Origin of the sequence: Actinomadura sp. 1N219, from assembly GCF_044326405.1 — a bacterium.
Classification (GTDB): domain Bacteria; phylum Actinomycetota; class Actinomycetes; order Streptosporangiales; family Streptosporangiaceae; genus Spirillospora.
Genome location: NZ_JBIRAY010000013.1, coordinates 40866 through 62831 on the forward strand (window position 1 = coordinate 40866; position 21966 = coordinate 62831).

Sequence of the window (21966 nt, forward strand, 5' to 3'; positions counted from 1 at the left end):
TAGTCCTCGGTCTGGTAGTAGTCGGCGGCGTCGTGGTTCGTGCCGTCGAACACGGTCGGTCCCGAGATCGCCCGCAGGTTGAGCCCCGTCAGGCCCTCCGAGGTCGAGGGCGATCGGGTCACCATCGGCCCGGAGGCCGACGTGGTCTGCGTGATCGTCAACAAGCACAAGCCGGACGACGAGCCGCTCCCACCGACGCTGCGCCGGTGATCGTCATGCGCCGGACGCCGCCGACGCTCTACCGGACGGACCAGAGCGGGAACGACCGCCGCGACTGAGCGGTCCCCGCGCCGAACGGCCGGCACTTGAACCCGTCGGCACCTGAAACGGCCGTTCCACCGACTGCCCGGTGGGACGGCCGCTTTCGGGTCCCCGGACAGCCCTGATCGCGCTCGCACTGGCGTGGTGCACGGTCGCCGCGGGCCTTGACCGGAACACGCACAGCACCTGGGGCAGCTGCGACTCCGCCCGATCCGCCAGCTCGGCGAGCGCTGCCCGCACACTCATCAACCCCGCACAACTGCCGTCCGGCGGGCCCAAGACTCGTTCGTGACGAGCCAAAAGAGCGATCAAGGCCGTGTCCGACGGAAGCCGACAGGGCAATCCGCCTTATGCACCGAAACGACATCGCGTCCGACCGGCTCCTTGAAGTCGTGGTCGCTCTCTGGGCGTGACGCCCTGATCGTCGCCGAGCCGAGGAGGGCGTGACTTGCAGGGCTACTCCACCGCGCCGACCACCGAGGGACCCCTGGCGCAGATCCCGGACTGGGGAATACGGAAGATCAAGCGGCATGCCGGACTGATCGCGGTCGGCGGGTTCCTGTTCGGCTTCGACACCGGGGTCATCTCCGGAGCGCTGCTGTACATCAAGACCGACTTTCACCTGAACTCCTTCGAACAGGGCAGCGTGGTGAGCGTGCTGGTCCTGGGCGCCATGGTGGGAGCGCTGGCGTCCGGTCGGCTCGCCGACCGGCTCGGACGGCGCTGGATCTTCGGTCTGGAAGGAGCGGTGTTCGTCGCCGGCACGGCGCTCGCGGCGCTGGCACCCGACTACGTGGTACTGATCGCGGCCCGGCTGATCCTCGGGCTGGCCGTCGGGGCCGCCTCGGCGACCGTCCCGCCCTACCTGTCGGAGATCTCCCCGAAGGAGATCCGCGGCCGGCTCCTCACCCTGAACCAACTGATGATCACGCTTGGGATCCTGGTCGCCTACATGGTCAACCTCGCCTTCGCCGGCAGCGGGAACTGGCGTGCGATGATCGCCGTCGGCGCGATTCCGGCACTGGTGATGGTCGCCTCGGCGATTTGGGTGCTGCCCGAGTCACCCGAATGGCTCCTGTCGCACGGGCAGCGGCGGAAGGCCCGCGACCTGATCGCCGGAGTCAGCGACCAGGACACCGCCGACCAGCTGCTCCGGCGCCGCGACCAGCTGCGGCAGGAGCAGGACAGGGCGACCCCGCAGGACCAGCGCGTTTCCGGATGGCGCTCGCTACTGACCGACCGCGTCCGGCCCGCGCTGATCGTCGGACTGGTGCTGGCGGCGACGCAGCAGTTCGGCGGCATCAACACGATCATCTACTACGCGCCGACGATCATCGAGAAGACGGGGCTGACCGCGTCCAATTCGATCGTCTACTCCATCGCGATCGGCATCATCAACCTGGTCATGACGCTGGTCGCGATCCGGCTGATCGACACCGCCGGGCGCCGCGAACTGCTCCTGGTCTCGTTCGCCGTGATGGCGGTCACCATGGCGCTGCTCGGCCTGGCGTTCGTGGCGGACTGGGGCTCGGTCCCGACGCTGCTGTTCATGGTGCTCTACATCGGCGGATACGCCGGCGGCGTCGGCCCCGTCTTCTGGACGCTGATCGGCGAGATCTTCCCGCCACAGGCACGCGCGACCGGGTCCGGCGCCAGCACCGCCCTGAACTGGGCGAGCAACTTCACGATCAGCCTGCTCTTCTTGCCGATAGTCGGGCTCATCGGGGAGGGCGAAACCTTCTGGATCTTCGCGGTGGTCTCGGCGATCGGCCTGCTGTTCACCAGCCGCTACATCCCGGAGACCAAGGGACGGGACTTCGCTCAAGTCGACCGCGAGCTGCAAAAGCGCTTCAGGCGTCGACATCAGGCCGAGAAGGGCGGGTAGGCCGTCCAGCGCCGGTCACGTCCAGCCGGCCGATTCCCCGGCGGCCCGGTCTGGAAGAAACGTGGCACCGCAGAACACTGGAGGTGATGTGGCAACGGCGAAGGAACGCCTGCTCGCGGACCGCGAGGACACGCTGGAGCTCGTGGCGTCGCTGAGCGCCGACTGGGACGGCGTCGTCAACGCCTCGGCGCAGGCCAACGTGGACGACGAACACGACCCGGAGGGAGCCACCATCGCCTTCGAACGCTCCCGGATCGAGGCGTCCTTGACCCGCGCCCGCGACCGCCTGGCCGACATCGACGATGCGCTGCGCAGGCTGGACGACGGTACCTACGGCGTCTGCGAACAATGCGGTGGCACCATCGCGGCCGAGCGCCTCCAAGCGCGCCCGTTCGCCCGCACCTGCTTCGCCTGCGCCAGCAACTGAGCTGTTCAGCACCGGAGCAAGGCATCTTTCCTGGAGTCCTTTCGATAGGCCAGGCCCTTGAGAAACAAAAGAGTGCACCATCAAGAGCAATCGTTCCTCTGGCCCCGATTCATTCCGGTTTCCGGCATTGTCCTCAAGGGCACTCCCGTACCACTGGGTGGACGACCATCGGGCACACACGTCCGCTGCCCACAGATGCTGCGAGCCCGCACATAGGGCTGGGAAGGGCTGGCTTGAGCGTGGCACGTCGACGTTTCCTGGAGTGGCCGGTCGTGCGGCAGGTGCGGTCGGGTGATCTGCTCGGCCGCGGGCCGGCGGTGACGTCCGCCCGGACGCGTGACCTCACCGCGCGGACGTCGACCGCCGACCGCGTCGTGCGGAGCGTGTGCCCCTACTGTGCGGTGGGCTGCGGCCAGCGGATCTTCGTCAAGGACGAGAAGGTCGTCCAGATCGAGGGCGATCCCGACTCGCCGATATCCCGCGGCCGGCTGTGTCCCAAGGGGGCGGCGAGCGAGCAGTTGGTCAACTCGCCGGGACGGCAGACGCACGTGCTCTACCGCGCTCCGCATGCCACCGAATGGCAGCGCCTCGACCTTGATACTGCCCTGGACATGGTGGCCGACCGGTTCGTGGAATCGCGCCGCAAAACCTGGCAGCAGCGCGACGAGAAGGGCCGCCTGCTGCGCCGCACCATGGGCATCGCGGCCCTGGGCGGCGCGACTCTGGACAACGAGGAGAACTATCTCATCAAGAAGTTCTTCACCGCCGCCGGCGCGATCCAGATCGAGAATCAGGCGCGCATTTGACACTCGGCCACGGTTCCCAGTCTGGGAGCGTCATTCGGGCGCGGCGGCGCGACACAGTCCCTGCAGGACATGGCCAATGCCGACTGCATCGTCATCCAGGGCTCCAACATGGCCGAGTGCCATCCCGTGGGGTTCCAATGGGTGGAGGAGGCGCGGGCCCGCGGGGCGACGGTGATCCATGTCGACCCGCGCTTCACCCGCACCTCGGCGGTGTCGGACCGGCACGTCCCGATCCGGGCCGGGTCCGACGTGGTGCTGCTCGGCGCGCTGATCAACCATGTGCTCACCCGCGACCTGTGGTTCAGGGACTACGTCGTCGCCTACACCAACGCCGCGACCGTGATCAATAAGGACTTCCGCGACACCGAGGACCTCGGCGGGCTGTTCTCCGGCTTCGACCCCGAGACCGGCCACTACGACCCGTCGACCTGGGCCTACGCCGAACAGGACGAGGGCGAGGGGAGCACGGCGCGCGCCCGGCCGCTCGGTGGCCGTCTGGAGCACGGCGCCGACGCCTCGGCCAGCGCGAGCGGTGACCATTACGGCGAGGGCGGTCCGGTCCTGGGCCACAGCCGGGTGCAGCGCGATGAGACCCTTCAAAATCCGCGGACGGTGTTCCAGATCCTCAAACGGCACTACGCGCGCTACACACCCGAAATGGTCCGGGACGTCTGCGGAATCAGCCTCGAAGACTTCGCCTATCTGGCGCGTGCGGTCACCGAGAATTCCGGCCGGGACCGGACCACCTGTTTCGCTTACGCGGTCGGCTGGACGCAGCACACGCTGGGTGCGCAGTTCATCCGCACCGCGGCGATCCTGCAATTGCTGCTGGGCAATATGGGGCGTCCGGGCGGCGGCATCATGGCGTTGCGCGGGCACGCGACGATCCAGGGTTCCACCGACATTCCGACGCTGTTCAATCTGCTCCCCGGTTACCTGCCGATGCCCAAGGCGGGCCGTCACGACACGTTCGAGGAATACCTGGAGGCGATCGCGTCCAAGCGACAGAAGGGCTTTTGGGCCGACGCCGACGCCTACACCATCAGCCTGCTCAAAGCGTGGTGGGGCGACGCCGCCCGCGCGGAAACCGGCTGGGCCTACGACTACCTGCCGCGGCTGACCGGCCCGCACGGCACCTACCAGACCGTGACCGGGATGCTGGCCGACCAGGTGGAGGGCTATTTCCTGTTCGGCCAGAACCCGGCGGTCGGGTCGGCCAACGGCCGGATGCAGCGGCTCGGCATGTCCCACCTGAAGTGGCTGGTGGTGCGAGACCTGAACCTCATCGAGTCGGCCACGTTCTGGAAGGACGGCCCCGAGATCGCGTCCGGCGAACTGCGCACCGAGGACATCGCCACCGAGGTGTTCTTCCTGCCGGCCGCGAGCCACGTGGAGAAGGCCGGGTCGTTCACCCAGACCCAGCGGCTGCTGCAATGGCGCCACAAGGCTGTCGCGCCGCCGGACGACTGCCGCAGCGACCTGCGGTTCATGATCGAGCTGGGCCGCCGGATCAGAGCGAGGCTGGCCGCCTCGACCGACCCGCGCGACCGGCCGCTGCTCGACCTCACCTGGGACTACCCCGCCGACGACAACGGCGACCCCGACCCGGAATCGGTACTGGCGGAGATCAACGGCCACCACGTCACCGGCGCGGACGCGGGCAGGACGCTCTCCTCGCCCACCGAGCTGCGCGCCGACGGCTCCACCGCCGCCGGCTGCTGGATCTACACCGGGGTGTACGCCGGGGGAGTCAACCGGGCCGCCCGCCGCAAGCCCGGCCGCGAGCAGGGCCCGGCGGCGCTGGAGTGGGGCTGGGCGTGGCCGGGCAACCGGCGGATCCTGTACAACCGGGCCTCGGCCGACCCGGACGGCAGGCCGTGGAGCGAGCGCAAGAAGTACGTCTGGTGGGACCGAGAGCAGGGCCGCTGGGTCGGCGACGACGTCGTCGACTTCGTGCCCGACCGCGCCCCCGGCAGCCGTCCCGATCCCGAACTCGGCGGTTCCGCCGCGCTCGCCGGCGACGACCCGTTCGTGATGCAGTCCGACGGCAAGGGCTGGCTGTTCGCGCCGTGCGGCCTGGTCGACGGGCCGCTGCCCACGCACTACGAGCCGCAGGAGTCACCGGTCGCCAACGCGCTCTACCCCCAGCAACGCAATCCCGCCCGGATCACGCTGGCGCGCACCGACAACCTCAGCGCGCCGAGCGCAGGCGAGCCCGGCGCGGGTGTCTACCCGTACGTGTTCACGACCTACCGGCTCACCGAGCACCACGCAGCGGGCGGGATGAGCCGCTGGCTGCCCTACCTGTCGGAGCTGCAGCCGGAGATGTTCTGCGAGGTGTCCCCGGAACTGGCTGCCGAACGCGGGCTGGAGAACCACGGCTGGGCCACCATCGTCTCGCCACGCGCGGCCATCGAGACGCGGGTGCTGGTCACCGAGCGGATGACGCCGCTGGTGGTGGGTGGACGGACCGTCCACCAGGTCGGGCTTCCCTACCACTGGGGCGTGAGCGCCGACGCCGTGGTGAGCGGGGACGCGGCCAACGACCTGATCGGCGTGACCCTCGACCCCAACGTGCTGATCCAGGAGTCCAAGGCCGGGTCCTGCGACATCCGGGCGGGACGCCGGCCGCGCGGCGCGGACCTGCTCCGGCTGGTCGAGGAGTACCAGACCCGGTCCGGCGCGACGATCGAGACCGGCCGCGCACGGATCACCGACCCCACCGACGATCCGAGGGGTGAGAGCTGATGGGGCAGCTGTCGGGGCCGACCGACCCCGCCGCCGACGCACGCTGGACGGACCCGCAACCCCGCAAGGGCTTCTTCACCGACACCTCGATCTGCATCGGCTGCAAGGCCTGCGAAGTGGCCTGCAAGGAGTGGAACCGGAACCCGCGCGACGGCGACCTGGCGCTGCTCGGGTCCTCCTACGACAACACCGGCGGGCTCGGCGCCAGCACCTGGCGGCACGTCGCCTTCGTCGAGCAGGGCCGAGACCGGATCGAACGGGCACGGGCGTCCGGACGCGCCCTGGTAGATCTCGGCATGCCGGGCATCGGCGCACCGGACGCCACCGCCCCCGTCGGCGCGGACACGGCGCCACCCGATACGCCCGAGTTCCGCTGGCTGATGTCCTCCGACGTGTGCAAACACTGCACCCACGCCGGATGTCTGGACGTGTGCCCCACGGGCGCGCTGTTCCGCACCGAGTTCAGCACCGTGGTGGTGCAGGACGACGTGTGCAACGGGTGCGGCTACTGCGTGGCCGCGTGCCCGTTCGGCGTGATCGAACGGCGCACCGACGGCACCGCCGCGCCGACCGCCGAGCGCGGTGAGCGCAAGGGCGAGCAGCCCGAGGTGCCCAAGATCGGCATCGCCCAGAAGTGCACGCTCTGCTACGACCGCATCCGCGAGGACCAGACACCGGCCTGCGCGAAGACCTGCCCGACGACCTCCATCACGTTCGGCGACCGCGCGGAACTGGTCGTCCAGGCCCGCGAACGGCTCGCCCGGCTGCACGCACAGGGGCTCACCGAGGCGCGCCTCTACGGCGCCAACGACCACGACGGCGTCGGCGGCACCGGCTCGATCTTCCTGCTGCTCGACGAGCCGGAGGTCTACGGCCTGCCACCGGACCCGCGCGTCCCGACCGCCGACCTGCCGCAGATGTACCGGCGGACCGGCCTCGCCGCGGCGGCCATGGCGGCCGCAGCCGTCCTCGCCTTCTGGAAGGGACGCTCGTGAGCACCTCCGAATTCGACGGCCTGCGCCCTCCCGAGGCCACCGGCCCGCGCGGCGGGAAACGCCGCAAGCGGCGCCGAGGCGCGGGAGGCGGAGGCGATGGCTCCCGCGAGATGCCGATGGTGCCGGACGCCGAGTTCTCCTCCTACTACGGGCGTCCGGTGGTCAAGCCGGCACCCTGGAGCCACGAGATCGCGGCCTACCTCTTCCTCGGCGGCCTCGCGGGCGGCTCCGGCCTGCTCGCCGCAGGCGCCCAGCTGACCGGACGTCCCACACTGCGCCGCAACGCACGGCTGTCGGCGCTGGCCGCCGTGGGGCTGAGCGGCGCCGCCCTCGTCATGGACCTGGGCCGCCCCGAGCGGTTCCTCAACATGATGCGCACGGTCAAACCGACCTCGCCCATGAACATGGGAACCTGGATCCTGAGCGCCTTCGGCACCGGAACCGGGATCGCCACCGTCGCCGAGATCGACCGGCTCTCGGCCGCCCGGCTTCCGCTCGGCCCGCTCCGCGCGGCGCTGCGGGCCGCCGAGGCACCGGCCGGGCTCGCAGCCGCCCTGTTCGGACCCCTGCTGGCGGCCTACACCGCAATGCTTCTCAGCGACACCGCCACCCCCACATGGAACGCCGCCCGCCACGAACTTCCCTTCGTGTTCGTCGGCTCGGCCGCCCTCGCCGCCGGCGGCCTGGCAATGATCACCACCCCGGCCGCCGAGACCGTCCCCGCACGCCGCCTCGCCCTGCTCGGCGCAGCCGCCGAACTGGTCGCCACGAAGGTGATGCACCACCGGATGGACCCGGTAGCGGCCGAGCCGCTGCACCGCGGCAGGTCCGGCCGGATGCTGCGCTGGAGCCACGCGCTCACCATCGCCGGGGGAGCGGGGACGGCGCTCGGCGGCCACCACCGCGGTGTCGCGGCGGCCTCCGGCCTGGCGCTGATGGCCTCCTCGGCACTGACCCGGTTCGGCGTCTTCGACGCCGGCATCGCCTCGGCCCGCGACCCCCGCTACACCGTCGAACCGCAGAAGAACCGGCTCGCCGCCCGTCGCCAGGCCGGCATCACCCACGACTCGATCACCACCGCCCGCTGACCGGGAGCGGCCGAACAACAGCACGACGGCGCCGCATGATTCCCCAGACCGGCAGGGGAGGTCTTGACGGCGACGTGGTCACTGATCGTCGCCGAGAGGTCGCGGGGGCCTTGCGCCCCCGCCGGGTCCGGGTCCGGCAGCGGTCAATGACCTGCACGTTCACCGGCACCAGCAGGGGTAATGCCATCCGTTCCGGGCAGGACGGCCGCATGAATCGGATTCTGACGGGGATGGCCGCGGGCGCGGCCGGGACCACGGCGCTCAACGTCGTGGGTTACCTGGACATGGCGCTGCGCGCGCGCCCGGCCAGCAGCACTCCCGCCGAGACGGTCCGCAAGAGCGAACGGCTGCTCGGTATCACGCGGTCGGTCAAGGACGGTGACGACGATGGGGTCGAAAATCGCCGCTCGGCCATCGGTGCTCTCCTCGGGGTCGGCTCCGGCCTTGGCGTGGGGGCGCTCTACGGGCTCGCGGCCCCCAAACTCAATGGTGCACCGCTCATAGCGCGCGGCATCGTCGCCGGGCTGACCGCCAACCTCGGCACCACCGGCCCCATGGTCGTGCTGGGCGTCACCGAACCGCGCACCTGGCCGGTCAGCTCGTGGCTCTCCGACCTGGCACCGCACCTGGCCTACGGCATCGTCACAGCAGCCGTCTGGGACCTGATGGAGCCCGAATAGTGCCGCACGTGGCGGATCCGGGGCCGATCGGGGAGCCACGGAGAGAGGCCAAAGGATCACGCAGCGGCGAATGGACGCCGGACCCGCAAGGCGTTCGCCGACTACGCGGCAGGGACCGAAAAGGCCTGGCAGTGAGAAGGAGGTCGGCGAAGGGAGCGGACCTCAAAGATCAACTAGCGTTCGTTCTTCGTGATCCAGCTCGCGCCGGAGGACGCGCAGGCTCGAGTCGGGCAAGCGTCCGGCATGGGTGACCAGCAGCCACAGCGGGCGGACGAGCAGCACCACACCGACGGTCGTCGCGGTGGCCGCGATGACGTCGCCGACCGGCTGGGCCTGCAGTCCTCGCCAGATGCTCGGCAGTTGCTGCCCGATGAGCAGGAACACCAGTCCTTCCAGCAGGAATTCGACGAACTGCCAGACCGCGCCGGTCTGCAGCCTCGATGCCCCGGTCTCTTCTCGTCCGGCGTCGTGCCCGACCATGAGACCCGCGACCACGACCGCGAGCACGCCGGAGGAGTGGATCTCCTCGGCGAGCAGGTAGGCGACGAACGGCGCCGCGAGGGACACGGCGTTCGCGATCAGTGGATCGCCCAGCCACGGCCGTGCCGCCCGGATCGCCAACGCGACGAGCACTCCCACGACCAGGCCGCCGGCGACGGCCAGCGCGAACCGGCCTGACGCGACCGCCCAGGAGAATCCGCCCCCCACCGCCGCGGCGACCGCCACCTGATACGTCGTCAGGGCGGTCGCGTCGTTCAGCAGCCCTTCCCCTTCGATCAACGTGATCAGCCGCGGCGGCAGCCCGGCCCGGCGGCCGATGGACAGCGCGGCGACCGGATCCGGCGGCGCCACCGCGGCGCCCAGGACCATGCCGACCGCCAACGGCATGCCGGGCACCACCAGGGTCACCAGCCCGCCAACGGCGAACGCGGTGACCAGCACGAGCAGCACGGACAAACTGACGATCGGACGCAGATTCGCTCCACCTACCCGGCCACGGCCGGGCCGCACATGGCGAGTGAGATCGCCGGCTGCCGGCGTTCATCGGCGCGGTCATCCCGGGCGCAACTTGATCAACGATTGACTATGGGACGCCTTTCGGCTGCGGCCGTCGCGGGAACTGTGGTCAATGCATCTCGTTGGGGCGGCTTCCATCACTGTTCTGCCGTCGAAGGCTCCGACGACGGGAAGGGAGATTGGTGGACGCGCCGGTTCTGGACCGATGGCAATTCGGTGTCACCATCGTCTACCACTTCCTGTTCGTGCCGCTCACGATCGGCATGGCGTGGTTCGTCGCCGGAATGCAGACCGCCTGGCACCGCACCGGAAAAGAGCATTACCTGCGGATGACGCGGTTCTTCGGGAAGCTCTTCCTGATCAACTTCGCGATAGGCGTCGTCACCGGGATCGTGCAGGAATTCCAGTTCGGCATGAACTGGTCGATGTACTCCCGGTTCGTGGGGTCGGTGTTCGGGGCGCCGCTGGCGATCGAGGCGCTGGTGGCGTTCTTCCTGGAGTCGACGTTCCTCGGGGTGTGGATCTTCGGCTGGGACCGGCTGTCGCCGCGCCTGCACCTGGCGATGATCTGGATCGTGGCGGCGGGTTCGACGGCGTCGGCGTACTTCATCCTGGCGGCGAACTCGTGGATGCAGCATCCGGTCGGGTATGCGATCAAGGACGGCCGGGCCGAGATGAACTCGCTGGGCGAGGTGCTCCTGCAGCCGTTGCAGATCACCCATTTCCTCCACACGATCGGCGCCTCGCTGGTCACGGCCGGGCTGCTGGTCATCGCCGTGTCCGCGTACCGGCTGCGCGGGCGGGAGGACGGCGACGCGACGCTGTTCCGGTCCGCGGCGCGCGGTGCGCTGTGGGCGACGGCGGTCGCCGTGGTCGTGGTGATCGGCGTGGGGCACTACCAGGCGCAGATCCTGGTCAAGGAGCAGCCGATGAAGATGGCCGCGGCCGAGGCGCTGTACGAGACGAAGGCGCCCGCGCCGCTGTCGCTGCTGGCGATCGGGCCCTGGGAGAAGCGCCCTGAGCGGTCCGAGGTCGACATCGCCGTGCCGCACGGCCTGTCGGTGCTCGCCACCGGCGAGTGGAACGGCGAGATCCAGGGGATCAACGACATCGAGCGCGAGTACCAGCGGCGGTACGGGCCGGGCGAGTACACGCCGATCGTCGGCGCGATCTACTGGTCGTGGCGGGTGATGCTCGCCATCGGGTTCCTGGTCCTGCTGTTCAGCGTGGCGTGGCTATGGTTCACCCGCCGGCGCCGATGGCGGTGGCCGCGCCTGTTCGCCTGGACGGCCTACGCGTTCCTCGGCCTGCCGTTCCTGGCCAACACGGCCGGGTGGATCCTCACCGAGATGGGACGCCAGCCGTGGATCGTCCAGGGTCTGCTGAGGACCCATGACGCCGCCTCCCCGAGGGTGGGGGAGAGCCAGGTGATCGCCACGCTGACCGGGTTCGCCGCCCTCTACGGGGTGCTCGCCGCGATCATGGGCTGGCTGATGCTCCGCACGATCAGGAACGGCCCGGAACGTCCCGCGCCCGAACTGACCCGCCAGGACGCCCTGCCCCCGATGGTCTACTGACAGGTCGAGAGGCGCATCACCATGGACACCGTCGGGCATTTCGACCTCCAGACGCTGTGGTTCGCGCTGATCGCGGTGCTCTGGATGGGGTTCTTCCTGCTGGACGGCTTCGACTTCGGCGTCGGCATGCTCTACCCCGTCCTGGGCCGCGACGATCCTGGGCGGCGCGCGCTGCTCGCCACGATCCTGCCCGTGTGGGACAGCTACGAGGTGTGGCTCATCGTGGCCGGCGGCGCCACCTTCGCCGCGTTCCCCGGCTGGTACGCCAGCATGTTCTCCGGCTTCTACCTGATCTTCTTCTCGATCCTGTTCGCGCTCATCGTGCGCGGCATCGCGATCGAGTACCGCAACAAGCACGACAACCTCACCTGGCGGCGCCGCTGGGACCTCGCGCTGCCGATCGCCAGCGCGGTGACCCCGTTCCTGCTGGGCCTGCTGTTCGGCGCCATCACCAACGGCGTGCCGATGGATCGCCGCGGCGACGTCACCGGCGGCGAGGGCGGCCTGTTCACCGGATACTCGGTCCTGGCCGGGGCCACGCTCGTGGCGGTGTTCGCGCTGCACGGCGCGCTGTTCCTCACCGTCCGCACCGAGGACGAACTGCACGAACGCGCGCGGCGTTTCGCACTCGCGCTGTGGCCGGTCGCGGCGCTGCCGCTGATCGCGTTCATCACCTGGACCGCCGTCCGAGCCTCGTCGGCGCCCTACCCCGTCCCCGTGTACGTGCTGCTCGGGCTGAGCCTCGCGGCGGGTGCCGCGTCCGGGCCGCTGGCCTGGGCGAGACGCCCCCTGGCCGCGTTCGCGGGCACGTCGATCGCGACCGTGCTGCTGGTCGCCGCCCTGTTCGCCCGGCTGTACCCGCGCGTCATGGTGTCGTCCACGGACGGCTCGCCGAGCCTGACGATCTACAGCACGGCCTCCAACCACTACTCGCTGGTCGCGATGACGATCATCGCCGCCGTGTTCGTGCCCATCGTGCTCGTCTACCAGGTCTGGGCGCTGTGGGTGTTCCGGGCCCGGCTCTCGCGCGCCGACTTCACCCACCCGCCGACCCCGCTGCACATGATCACCCGAAACCGGGGTGGCGCGTCGTCCGGGAGCGGGGAGTAGGCCGCCGGATGCGGGCACTCGATCGCTGCCTGCCGCGCGACGTCCCCGGCCTGCCCCGCTTCCTCCTGGCGGCCGGTGGCCTCGCCGCGGCCTCGACGGCGCTCACCATCGCCCAGGCCGTGCTGTTCGCCGACATCGTCACCGCCGGATACCTCGAACACCAGGACGTGCGAGACCTCCTGCCCGCCCTGCTCTGCTTCGCGGCGATCGGCGCGGCCCGCGCCGCGATCGGCTGGACCGCCGAGACCGGCGCCCGCGCGGCCGCGTCCCGGATGACCGGCACCCTGCGCGGACGGGTGCTGGACCGGATCGTGCGGACCCGTCCGGGAAGCGTCCCCACCGGCGAAGCGGTCACCGCCACCACCGACGGCGTGGAGGCACTGGAGACCTACATCGCCCGATTCCTGCCGCAACTCATGACGGCCGCGCTCGCACCGCCCACGATCCTGGTCTGGGTAGCGCTCCACGACGTCCCATCCGCCCTGATCATGGCCGTGACGCTGCCGCTCATCCCGCTGTTCGGAGCGCTGATCGGCAAGTCGGCACAGGCACGCACCCGGGAGAAGTGGCAGGCCCTCGCCCGGATGAGCGCCCATTTCCTCGACGTCGTCAACGGCCTGACGACCCTGCGCGCCCACCGCCGGGGCCGCGCCCAGGCCGCCACCATCGCCGCGACCACCGACCGCTACCGGCGCGAGACGATGCGGGTCCTGCGGATCGCGTTCCTGTCGGCGTTCGTCCTGGAACTCGCCGCCACCCTCGGCACCGCACTGATCGCCGTCGGCATCGGGCTCCGGCTCACGACCGGAGACCTCGGGCTCCGCGCGGGCCTGGCGATCCTGGTCCTCGCCCCGGAGCTGTACGGACCGCTGCGCGCGCTCGCGGCCGAATTCCACGCCGCCGCGGACGGCCTGACCGCCTCCCGCCGGCTGTCCGCCCTGCTCGCGCTGCCCCCCGCCGTATCACCGCCCCCGCGCCCACACCCGGCCCGGTTCGGCACCATCCGGATGGACGACGTCACCGCCGGATACAACGGCCCGCCCGTCCTCACCGGCATATCCCTGGAGATCCGCCCCGGCCGGCGGACCGCCCTCGTCGGGGACAGCGGCACCGGCAAGAGCACCCTGCTGGCCCTGCTCATGCGCTTCATCGAGCCGTCATCCGGGCTCGTCACCGTCGCGGGAACCGACCTCGCCGCGCTCGACCCGGACGAATGGCGGCGGCTGGTCGGCTGGCTCCCGCAGCGTCCGCGGCTGCGTCCGGGCCCCGTGCTGGAGGCGATCACACCGGCCGAGCCCGGCGAGCTGAGCCCGGCCGCCGCGGCCGACCTCGTCGGCGCCGGGCCGCTGCTGCACCGCACCGTGGGCGAGGCCGGCGCCGGGCTGTCGGCCGGAGAGCTGCGCCGCCTCGCCCTGGCCCGGGCACTGGCCCGCCCGGCGCCGCTCCTGCTGCTGGACGAGCCCACCGCCCACCTCGACGCGGCCGCCGCCCGGCGCGTGACCGACACGCTCCTCACCCTGCCCGGACGCACGATCCTGGTCGCCACGCACGACCCGCAACTGGCGTCAGGGGCCGACCAAGTCATCGACGTAGCCGCATCCCGCGCGGACGCCCTCACATGAGCGGCCACCCCACCCGGGCCATGCTCGCCGCCGCCCGTCCCGTAGCACACCGGTTCACCGCATCCGCGCTCTGCAGCGCCCTCGCCACCGGCTCGGCCGTCGCGCTCATGGGAACCTCCGGCTACCTCATCTCCCGCGCCGCACTCCGCCCGGACATCGTCACGCTCGCCATGGCGATCACCGCGGTGCGCGCGTTCAGCCTGTCCCGGGCGTTGTCCCGCTACACCGAACGCCTGCTCTCCCACGACACCAGCCTGCGGCTCCTGCGCGAGCTGCGGGTCCGGTGGTTCCGGCGGCTGGAACCGCTCGTCCCCGCCGGGCTGCCGGGCACCCGGTCCGGCGACCTGCTCAGCGGATTCGTCGGCGACGTCAACGCCGTCCAGCACCTGTACCTGCGCGGGCTCGCCCCGCCGCTCGTCGCACTCACCGTGGGCGCCGGATCCATCGCCGCCGCCACATCGCTGCTCCCCGCCGCCGGGCTCTGCCTGGCGCTCGGCCTGCTCCCGGCCGCGCTCGTCCTGCCCGCCGCATCCGCCGCCCTGACACGGGCCGCCACGTCCCGCAAGCCCGCCGCACGCGCCGCACGCGACGCCGAGACCGTCGAACTCCTGCACGCCGCACCCGACCTGATCGCCTTCGACGGGGTCGACGACCAACTCGCCCGGATCGCCACCGCCGACACCGCCCTGGCCCGCATCGCACGCCGCGACGCCCGCACCGCCGGGTTCACCTCCGCATCCGTCACCCTCCTCACCGCCGCCACCTCCCTCGCCGTCCTGACCGCCGGGCTGCACGCCGTCCACCGGGACGAACTGCCCGGCGTCCTGCTCGCCGCCCTCGCACTGGCCGTCGTGGCGGCGTTCGAGGCCGTCCGCCCCCTCCCGGACGCGGCCCGCGACCTGCAAACCGCACACTGCGCCGCCACCCGCCTCCACACACTCACCGCCCGCCCAGCCCCCGCCGTCGACCCGCCCCACCCTCTGCCCGCACCCCCCGGCGACCTGCTCCAGGCCCGCGGCGTCCGCGCCCGCTACACCACGGAATCACCCTGGATCCTGGACGGCGTCGACCTCGAACTACGCCCCGGCCACCGGATCGCGCTCCTCGGCCCCAGCGGCGAAGGCAAGAGCACCCTCGCGCACCTGCTGGTCCGGTTCCGCGACCCCGACCAGGGCGCGATCCACCTGGACGGGCACGACCTGCGCGACTACGCACAAGACGACATCCGCCAGGCGATCTGCCTCATCGACCAGCACGCCCACCTCTTCGATACCACGATCCGCGCCAACGTGGCCCTCGCCAAGCCGGACGCCACCGACACCCAGATCACCGACGCGCTGCACCGCGCCCGCCTGGCCGACTGGATCGCGAGCCTTCCCGACGGCCTGGACACCCACGTCGGCGAACACGGCGCCCGCGTCTCCGGCGGCCAGCGTCAGCGCATCGCCCTGGCCCGCGCCTTCCTGTCCGGCGCGCGCCTCCTGATCCTCGACGAACCCACCGCCCACCTCGACCAGACGACCGCCCGCGAACTCCTCCACGACATCCTCGACGAACCGTCCGACACAGGCATCCTCCTCATCACCCACACACCACCCCCACCCGGAACCGTCGACCAAACCCTGCACCTCCGACCGACTGCCCGGGACCGCTAGATCAAGTACCGTGTGCCGCCTACTTCCCCCAATTGGGAGACCGGCGGCGACCATCGCCGAGCCCGCCCAGTTGCTCGGTGAACCGGTCCGCTGGCGGGAGGACCTGGTGGGTCACAAAGCGGGCGCGCTTCCAGCCAGCCTGTATAGCGAAGGCGCGCCACATCCGCTTGCCTTAGCGTGTGCAGCGCCGCTCGCGCCGATGCGGCGGAGGCGTCTGTTCCCATCTCTGCTCCGCCCTGCCCCAGTTCCGGGTGGAGCAGCCTCTAGTGGAGGATGGCGTCTCGCCAGATCGCAGCGAAGACTCGCCGCGGTTGGAGGACTTGGGTCTTACCTCTGACTGCGTAACGATGCCGCCCGAACATTGTTTGTTGGGTTCTTGGTCGCCTATCGCTGACTATGTGGAGATCTTTCCTGGTTTGGCGTCATGGAGGCTGGTCCGGCTCGTCGGAGGAGGTGGGCCGAGACGGCGGGGCGGGGAGGGCTAGTGACGGGTGTAGCAGGTGCGGTGCGCCGGCAGGACGTTGTGGCGTTCGGGGATCGGATCGGTCGGGCGAGGTGGCGGACGCCGGGCCTGCGGTTTGCGTTCTATGGGCGGATGTCGACGGTGGAGTATCAGGATCGGGCGTCGTCGTCCGGCTGTCAGCGTGAGGCTGCTGACCAGCTCGTCGCGGGCCGGGGTGTGATCGTGGCGGAGTTCTTCGATGCCGGGTGTTCGCGGCGGTTGCCGTGGGCGCAGCGTCCGCAGGCCGGCGCGTTGCTGTCGGCGCTGGATGTTCCGGCGTGCGGCTTGGATGCGGTGGTGGTCGGTGAGCACGAGCGGGCGCTCTCTGGTGATCAGTTCATTGAGCCGGCGCCGCTGCTGCAACGACTTGGTGTTCAGGTATGGCTGCCCGAGGCGGGTGGACCCGGGCAGTCTGGAGCATCGGGTGTTGATGAGGGTGTTGGGTGCACAGTCTGGGGCCAGAGCGGGCCCGGATCGAGCCGCCGAGCCAACATCGAGCCAACACGGGAACGAACCGGGACGGAACCGGCGGCGGGCATACCAGGCATTTTCTTTGTTAGCCCTGGTCAACGTGGGTGGGTTGCGTGGGACTCGAACCCACAACCTACGGATTAAAAGTCCGGAATTGTCGTACCAGAGCAGCACTCTCGGGGTTGGCCTGTGTCGCTCTGTCCGCATGCAGCACTATTCCCATGCCACTCTATCCCGCCCCGTGCCGGTCTATTTCAAAGCCGCCGAGCAGACAACGAGCAAACATGCCCGGCTAGCGATTGCGCGTCAGTGGTCCATGCGAGGTCGTGCTGGCCCGCACGTTCGGACAATGCATGGCTCAGATCCAGCTCACCGAGCAGACCGCCCTCGGCCATCCCGCGGACGCCACCGCCCTCCGCGACCTGATGCGTTCCTTCCATCTTCCAGCGGTGGCGGCCGAGCCGCTCGCTGGACTCGACACCGGCCCGGGCGATGCGTAGCACGATCCCGCGTCTGTGCAGCCAGGCCAGATGCTCGGCGGAGTGGTATGCCTTGTCGGCGCGGACCTTGACCGGACGCCGGCGGCGCGGTCCGCGCCGGGACCGGATCGCCGGTAATGCCATCAGCAGCGGTTTGAGCGCTCGGCTGTCGTGGACGTTGGCGGCCGAGACCGCGACCACCAGCGGGAGCCCGGCGGCATCGGACAGCACGTGGAGTTTGCTGCCCTTCCTGCCCCCGGTCGACTGGGGGCCTGGCTGTTCGGCCACCGGCGCCTGACCGTCCGCTACGAACGCCACGGCCACCTGTTCAACGCCTTCCTCGTCCTCGCAGCCGCCATCACCTGCTACAAGAAACTCACCAAGCTCCCCACATGAGACACGCTCTTAGGCCCTCCCAGTAGCAGGGTCAGTACACGAGATCAAACGGTGGGGCCGCATCCGGACATCATGACTCTCTGGAAGCCGGTTAATGCGAACCGAACACACCTTCTTCATGCATTTTCCCGACGAGAAGACTGACTGGTCACAACACTGCAAGGGTCGAGTCAAGGCCAAATTCGGGCCATGCTCTGTCCCGGCCGATGACAGTGGCGATCACTCTGGTGACGCAGATTGTTACTGACGGTCGCGGCGGTTGTGGCCGGTGTTTAATCGAGCGGATGAAACCACTTGATCGGTGATCAAGAGCGGGTTAGCTTACCTGCGACACGCAAAATGACTCCCTCGAACATCACACGTATGGCTCCGCCAGTCGTGCCGGCCCCACCAAGCCAGGCGCTTTCGAGAGCGCAAGTGGGTTGAGTACCGCCATGCCTTAGCAGGCCACCCGCCAGGATTCCATTACCGCCAAAAGCAATCTGACCAGTTCGATTTGGCCTGTGATCATTATCGATTCGGGCTTAGCTCAGGCATGCCTTTTAACTCATGTCATGGATGAACAAGGAGGCGAGTAAGTGTTCAGACGAACCGGGCGACCAGGCATCTTGGGCCTCTTAGCCCTTTGCGCAGCGGCCGTTCTCCTGTGGGGGGCCGGGATGGCTACCGCCGCACCTGGGAGCGGCCTCACCCCCGTCCCCGTGCCTGGGACGGCGCCGTCCGACCGGCCGGCGGCCGGGCCGGAGAACGAGGCCGCGGGCGGCAGCCGTCCCGTATCAGGCAAGAATCCCCAAGCCGGCCCCACCTTTACCCAGACCGACGGGGTATGGCAGGTCAACACCTCGATGACCGTCCTGCGCAACACCGTCACCGACGCGGACGGCGACAAGGTGAACCTGACCTTCGAGGTCTGGACGACCGAGGCGGCTGGAAAGCCGAAAGATCGGGTCAAACTCACGGACGACAACGAATACGGCGTCCTGGTCTCCGACTACGTCGCCTCAGGCAAGACCGCTCAGGTCACGGTCCCCTCCGGCAAGCTGAAGCCGGGAGCCATCTACATTTTCCGCACGTCCGCCTACGACGGCAGCCTGTACGAGACCGCCTGGTCTCCCTGGGCGAAGTTCAAAGTGCGTGACCGCGTCGTGGACATCAAACTGCCCGCGCCCGACATGGACGCGCCCACACTGGACCAGGACGCGTACCAGCAGCCACAGAAGATCAACCAACCCATTGTCACGACACCACCGTTCACGCTGGACCGAGACGGGCGAAAGCAGCCGGGCTGTGACGGTACCACGGAGCAGATCTGCCTGAGTATCGTGCCCGATGCCAATATAAAGGCGCCCAAGAAACGGACCAGATCCCCTGACCTGGTGGACTGGTGTCCCGACAACCCGCCGGGCTCTTACATCAAACGGTATGAAGCGTGCATCAACCTCGGGGTGAAAGCCGAAGCCGTCAAGGTCATAGATAACAAGCCGGTCGTCCTCCACGCCACGTGGAACGTCCTCCAGCAGTACAAACTCTCTCCGGACAGCGGCATTATCCGCGAGAAGATGTCCCTTGTGCCGGTGGATCCCGTCGACCCGTTCTTCGCGGTCAACCTCGGCGTCGACTTCGTATGCCTGGCGGACTGCGAGTCACGCTCGGGATCCGCGGATTGGGAAGGACTTCGGGTATGGCTTCCCGGTGACATGCACACCGCTGAAGGCATCGTCTCCCACACCTGGAGGAACGCCGACCAAGAAGGTCTCTCCAGTTTCATCAACCTTGAGCCGAACACCACCCGGACACGGGAAACAGGGGAGCAGAAGTCGCAGAACTGGATGGCTGTCGACGCGACGATACGCTGCGACACCATCTCCTCGGCCAAGGCGGGCTGTGTGTTCCCGAGATACACGCCCACCTGGACCTTCAACACCAAGAAATTCCCCGTCGCCACGGCGCACGCCTGGCTGATCAGGGACAAACTCCCCAGCCACCCTGGCAGTAAACAGCACAACAAGCCGATGCTCTTCCTCCCGACGCCGAAACCGGGTGACACCACCAGCCCCAACCCGGCGGACAACCGCAAGGTGATCTGCCCGTCGGGCTGGGCCAGAAAGCACGGTCACCCCGACACAACGCCGTTGACCGATACCGATGTGCCCAGCTGCGACGAATACGCCTTCGCCGCCTCCTACAACTCCGCCGGCATGCCGTCGTCCAAGGGCGGCCTGAACCCCGTGTCGTCCGGCGACCAGTGCCTGCAGACATATGCCACGCGGATCAAGACGGACGAGTGGCACCTGTATGACGATGAGCGCAAGCCGGCACCGACGTTCAAGGAGGTCTGCGGCCGTTCCTCGATGTCCAACTGGATGAACACCCAGTCGATGCAGGCGTTCTCCGGCGGTTTCAGCCAGAAGTACAGGCTGATGATTCGCGACGAGTACTGGGTCAGCACCCCCGGTTTCGAGCACTGCGACGCCACCGCGGCGACTGTGAGCTGCACCGTGCCCAAGCCCTGACCGAGCGCAGGCCGATTGGTGGTGGGGCGGACCCGACCGGGTCCGCCCCACTGCGTCACCTGGGCCCGACGAGCACAACGGCGCTGTGCGGATACTCCGGGTTCACCCACGTCAGGCCGTTCTGGTGCAGCGCGGGCCGGTCACCCGGCAGCTCGGTGCCGTTGGGCAGCCTCATCGGGCGTCCCTCTTCGAGCACGGCGGCGATCTCCGTCAGCCAGTCCGGCAGGGACCACGCGTCCGAGCGCCCCGGGTAGGGCTCGTCCGCCTCATCGACCGCCCAGCTGCCGAGGGTGCCGTATGTCGGCTCACCCTCGCGCGCATCGGCATACCATCCGTACCAGGTGTCCCCGGCGGTGCGCGCGAACGGCAGGATGCCCGCCTCCCGATCGTCCCAGTCCTGGGTGTGCGTCCGGTATTCGGCGACCAGCTTGTCGAGCGGCAGCATCGTCTTGTTCGACGGGAGGATCCCGGCGACCTCGGCCGTATCGAGCGTGCGCTCCTCGTCCACACCGTCATGGATCCGGTACCAGGCCGCCAGCGTCGGGGGAAGCGCCACCCCCATGGCCGCCTCCGCCGCGGCGAGGTCGGCGTCGCCGGCGGGCGGGCGCAGCAGCGCGGCTGAAGCCGGGGCGTGTGCCCTCAGCCAGGTTTCGATCCGGCTCCAGGCCGCCGCCAGCCGCTCCACACCATCAGCATGATCACTCATATGGTGATGCTAGCCGGGCATCCACAGAATGGTCCACCTCGGCCGAATATTGAGGCCCATAGATCAAGTGAACTCCTTTCATCTTCGATGTCGGCCGCTTTATTTGTCAATCCTTCCGGGCCTTTTATCAGCGGATCCAGATTGGAAGGTCTTAGTACGACAACGACAGGTTGTGATGTGTGCGTCTCTTGCAGTGGCCGTTCCTGGCGCGCATCCGGCTATGTCGCCGCCACCTCGACCAGTGCAGGACGTGGCTGCTGGTATGGGTGATCGGAGCGGTAGTGCGGTTGAACAGGCGGCGTACCTCGTTCAGGCTCAACCGGATCAGGTTGGACTGTTCCATTTCCGGTGTCCCCCTTTTGCGGCAGCATCACGGACGATCACCAGGAAGGCTGCAGCCGCAATCGACAAGGTGACGTGGCGGTACCAGGCTTGGTAACCGCGGACTCGGTAGTGCTTCAGGCCGGTCTCATTCTTGGCGGCATGGAAACATTCCTCGATCGCCCATCTGCTACCGGCTACTCGCACCAATTCTGCGATGCCGGTGTCGGCCGGGCCGAAGCAGATGTAGTAGGCCAGGTCAGAAGGGTCGGTGACGCTGCCTGGGCCAACAGCCAGTTTCCCCAGCCGGGGCGCCGCAACGACGGATGTCCGATATGGCCCAGTTCGACCTGCGCTGATGTGCCCCGAGATTCGTGGTGTTGGGATACCGGAATCTCATGCGGGCAGTTGGGCTGAGTGGAGTCTTTCGTACTCGATGGGGCTGAGCATCCCGAGCGAACCGTGGCGGCGTCGGCGGTTGTGGAAGATCTCCAGGTACTCGAAGCTCGCGTTGGTCAGCTCGATGCGGGTGCGCCAGCGCTGCCGGTTGAGGAGCTCGACCTGCATCCGGCCCCAGAACGACTCGATGACCGCGTTGTCGAAGCAGTCTCCGATGGAACCCATCGAGGCCACTCGTCCGGAGGCCTTGGCGCGCTCGGGCCCTGAGCATCGCGAGGGCTGGGACCGTACCTGCCACGTAGTTGGAC

The 21966-nt window shown here is 69.1% G+C and carries 16 protein-coding genes and 2 pseudogenes; 12 read left to right on the top strand and 6 right to left on the bottom strand.

The window, feature by feature from the left end:
• Nucleotides 1-39: 39 nt before the first annotated feature.
• The 7 genes from ACH35V_RS32625 to ACH35V_RS32655 all read left to right on the top strand — a co-directional run bounded on the left by ACH35V_RS32625 (nucleotide 40) and on the right by ACH35V_RS32655 (nucleotide 8890).
• Nucleotides 40-210 carry a hypothetical protein gene (locus ACH35V_RS32625; RefSeq protein WP_395978385.1) on the top strand — a complete coding sequence of 57 codons (171 nt, stop codon included), beginning with the start codon at nucleotides 40-42 and terminating at the stop codon, nucleotides 208-210.
• 499 nt (nucleotides 211-709) lie between these two features.
• Nucleotides 710-2146: a sugar porter family MFS transporter gene (locus ACH35V_RS32630; RefSeq protein ID WP_395978387.1), complete on the top strand. Its 1437-nt coding sequence runs from the start codon at nucleotides 710-712 to the stop codon at nucleotides 2144-2146.
• Nucleotides 2147-2234: 88 nt separating this feature from the next.
• Complete coding sequence (locus ACH35V_RS32635) at nucleotides 2235-2573, top strand: TraR/DksA family transcriptional regulator (RefSeq protein ID WP_395978389.1); 339 nt, start codon at nucleotides 2235-2237, stop codon at nucleotides 2571-2573.
• Between the two features lie 239 nt (nucleotides 2574-2812).
• On the top strand, nucleotides 2813-6127 hold the full coding sequence (gene fdh / locus ACH35V_RS32640) for a formate dehydrogenase (protein WP_395978391.1): 3315 nt from the start codon (nucleotides 2813-2815) through the stop codon (nucleotides 6125-6127).
• Nucleotides 6127-7122, top strand: coding sequence for a 4Fe-4S dicluster domain-containing protein (locus tag ACH35V_RS32645; RefSeq protein WP_395978393.1), 996 nt, complete (start codon nucleotides 6127-6129; stop codon nucleotides 7120-7122). Before fdh ends, ACH35V_RS32645 begins: the two co-directional genes overlap by 1 nt.
• Nucleotides 7119-8210: an NrfD/PsrC family molybdoenzyme membrane anchor subunit gene (gene nrfD, locus ACH35V_RS32650; protein ID WP_395978395.1), complete on the top strand. Its 1092-nt coding sequence runs from the start codon at nucleotides 7119-7121 to the stop codon at nucleotides 8208-8210. The genes ACH35V_RS32645 and nrfD overlap by 4 nt, the downstream gene beginning before the upstream one ends.
• Nucleotides 8211-8356: 146 nt before the next feature.
• Entirely contained in the window at nucleotides 8357-8890 is a 534-nt protein-coding gene (locus tag ACH35V_RS32655; RefSeq protein WP_395978397.1) for a hypothetical protein, read from the top strand.
• 162 nt (nucleotides 8891-9052) lie between these two features.
• Here ACH35V_RS32655 and ACH35V_RS32660 read toward each other — a convergent pair whose 3' ends face one another.
• Entirely contained in the window at nucleotides 9053-9901 is an 849-nt protein-coding gene (locus ACH35V_RS32660) for a cation:proton antiporter (RefSeq protein WP_395978399.1), read from the bottom strand.
• A 188-nt stretch (nucleotides 9902-10089) separates the two neighbouring features.
• Here ACH35V_RS32660 and ACH35V_RS32665 point away from each other — a divergent pair, with 188 nt between their 5' ends.
• The 4 genes from ACH35V_RS32665 to cydC are packed head-to-tail and all read left to right on the top strand — an operon-like array spanning nucleotide 10090 to nucleotide 15871.
• On the top strand, nucleotides 10090-11484 hold the full coding sequence (locus ACH35V_RS32665; RefSeq protein WP_395978401.1) for a cytochrome ubiquinol oxidase subunit I: 1395 nt from the start codon (nucleotides 10090-10092) through the stop codon (nucleotides 11482-11484).
• A 21-nt stretch (nucleotides 11485-11505) separates the two neighbouring features.
• Nucleotides 11506-12594 carry a cytochrome d ubiquinol oxidase subunit II gene (gene cydB / locus ACH35V_RS32670; RefSeq protein WP_395978403.1) on the top strand — a complete coding sequence of 363 codons (1089 nt, stop codon included), beginning with the start codon at nucleotides 11506-11508 and terminating at the stop codon, nucleotides 12592-12594.
• A gap of 8 nt (nucleotides 12595-12602) precedes the next feature.
• Complete coding sequence (gene cydD / locus ACH35V_RS32675) at nucleotides 12603-14216, top strand: thiol reductant ABC exporter subunit CydD (RefSeq protein ID WP_395978405.1); 1614 nt, start codon at nucleotides 12603-12605, stop codon at nucleotides 14214-14216.
• Nucleotides 14213-15871, top strand: coding sequence for a thiol reductant ABC exporter subunit CydC (cydC, locus tag ACH35V_RS32680; RefSeq protein WP_395978407.1), 1659 nt, complete (start codon nucleotides 14213-14215; stop codon nucleotides 15869-15871). Before cydD ends, cydC begins: the two co-directional genes overlap by 4 nt.
• 481 nt (nucleotides 15872-16352) lie before the next feature.
• Here the strand turns inward: cydC and ACH35V_RS32685 are convergent, their stop codons facing one another.
• Entirely contained in the window at nucleotides 16353-16736 is a 384-nt protein-coding gene (locus ACH35V_RS32685; RefSeq protein WP_395978409.1) for a hypothetical protein, read from the bottom strand.
• Between the two features lie 536 nt (nucleotides 16737-17272).
• Nucleotides 17273-17612 (bottom strand): annotated as a pseudogene (locus ACH35V_RS32690) (transposase); the annotation flags it as partial.
• 766 nt (nucleotides 17613-18378) lie between these two features.
• Here ACH35V_RS32690 and ACH35V_RS32695 point away from each other — a divergent pair.
• Nucleotides 18379-20232, top strand: a complete 1854-nt coding sequence (locus tag ACH35V_RS32695) for a hypothetical protein (protein ID WP_395978411.1) — start codon at nucleotides 18379-18381, stop codon at nucleotides 20230-20232.
• A 55-nt stretch (nucleotides 20233-20287) separates the two neighbouring features.
• Here ACH35V_RS32695 and ACH35V_RS32700 read toward each other — a convergent pair whose 3' ends face one another.
• The 3 genes and pseudogenes from ACH35V_RS32700 to ACH35V_RS32710 all read right to left on the bottom strand — a co-directional run bounded on the left by ACH35V_RS32700 (nucleotide 20288) and on the right by ACH35V_RS32710 (nucleotide 21883).
• A complete protein-coding gene (locus ACH35V_RS32700; protein ID WP_395978413.1) occupies nucleotides 20288-20938 on the bottom strand; it encodes an SMI1/KNR4 family protein in 651 nt (216 codons plus the stop codon).
• Between the two features lie 324 nt (nucleotides 20939-21262).
• Nucleotides 21263-21626, bottom strand: a pseudogene (locus ACH35V_RS32705) (IS701 family transposase); the annotation flags it as partial.
• Between the two features lie 29 nt (nucleotides 21627-21655).
• Entirely contained in the window at nucleotides 21656-21883 is a 228-nt protein-coding gene (locus ACH35V_RS32710; protein WP_395978415.1) for an IS3 family transposase, read from the bottom strand.
• Nucleotides 21884-21966: the final 83 nt, after the last annotated feature.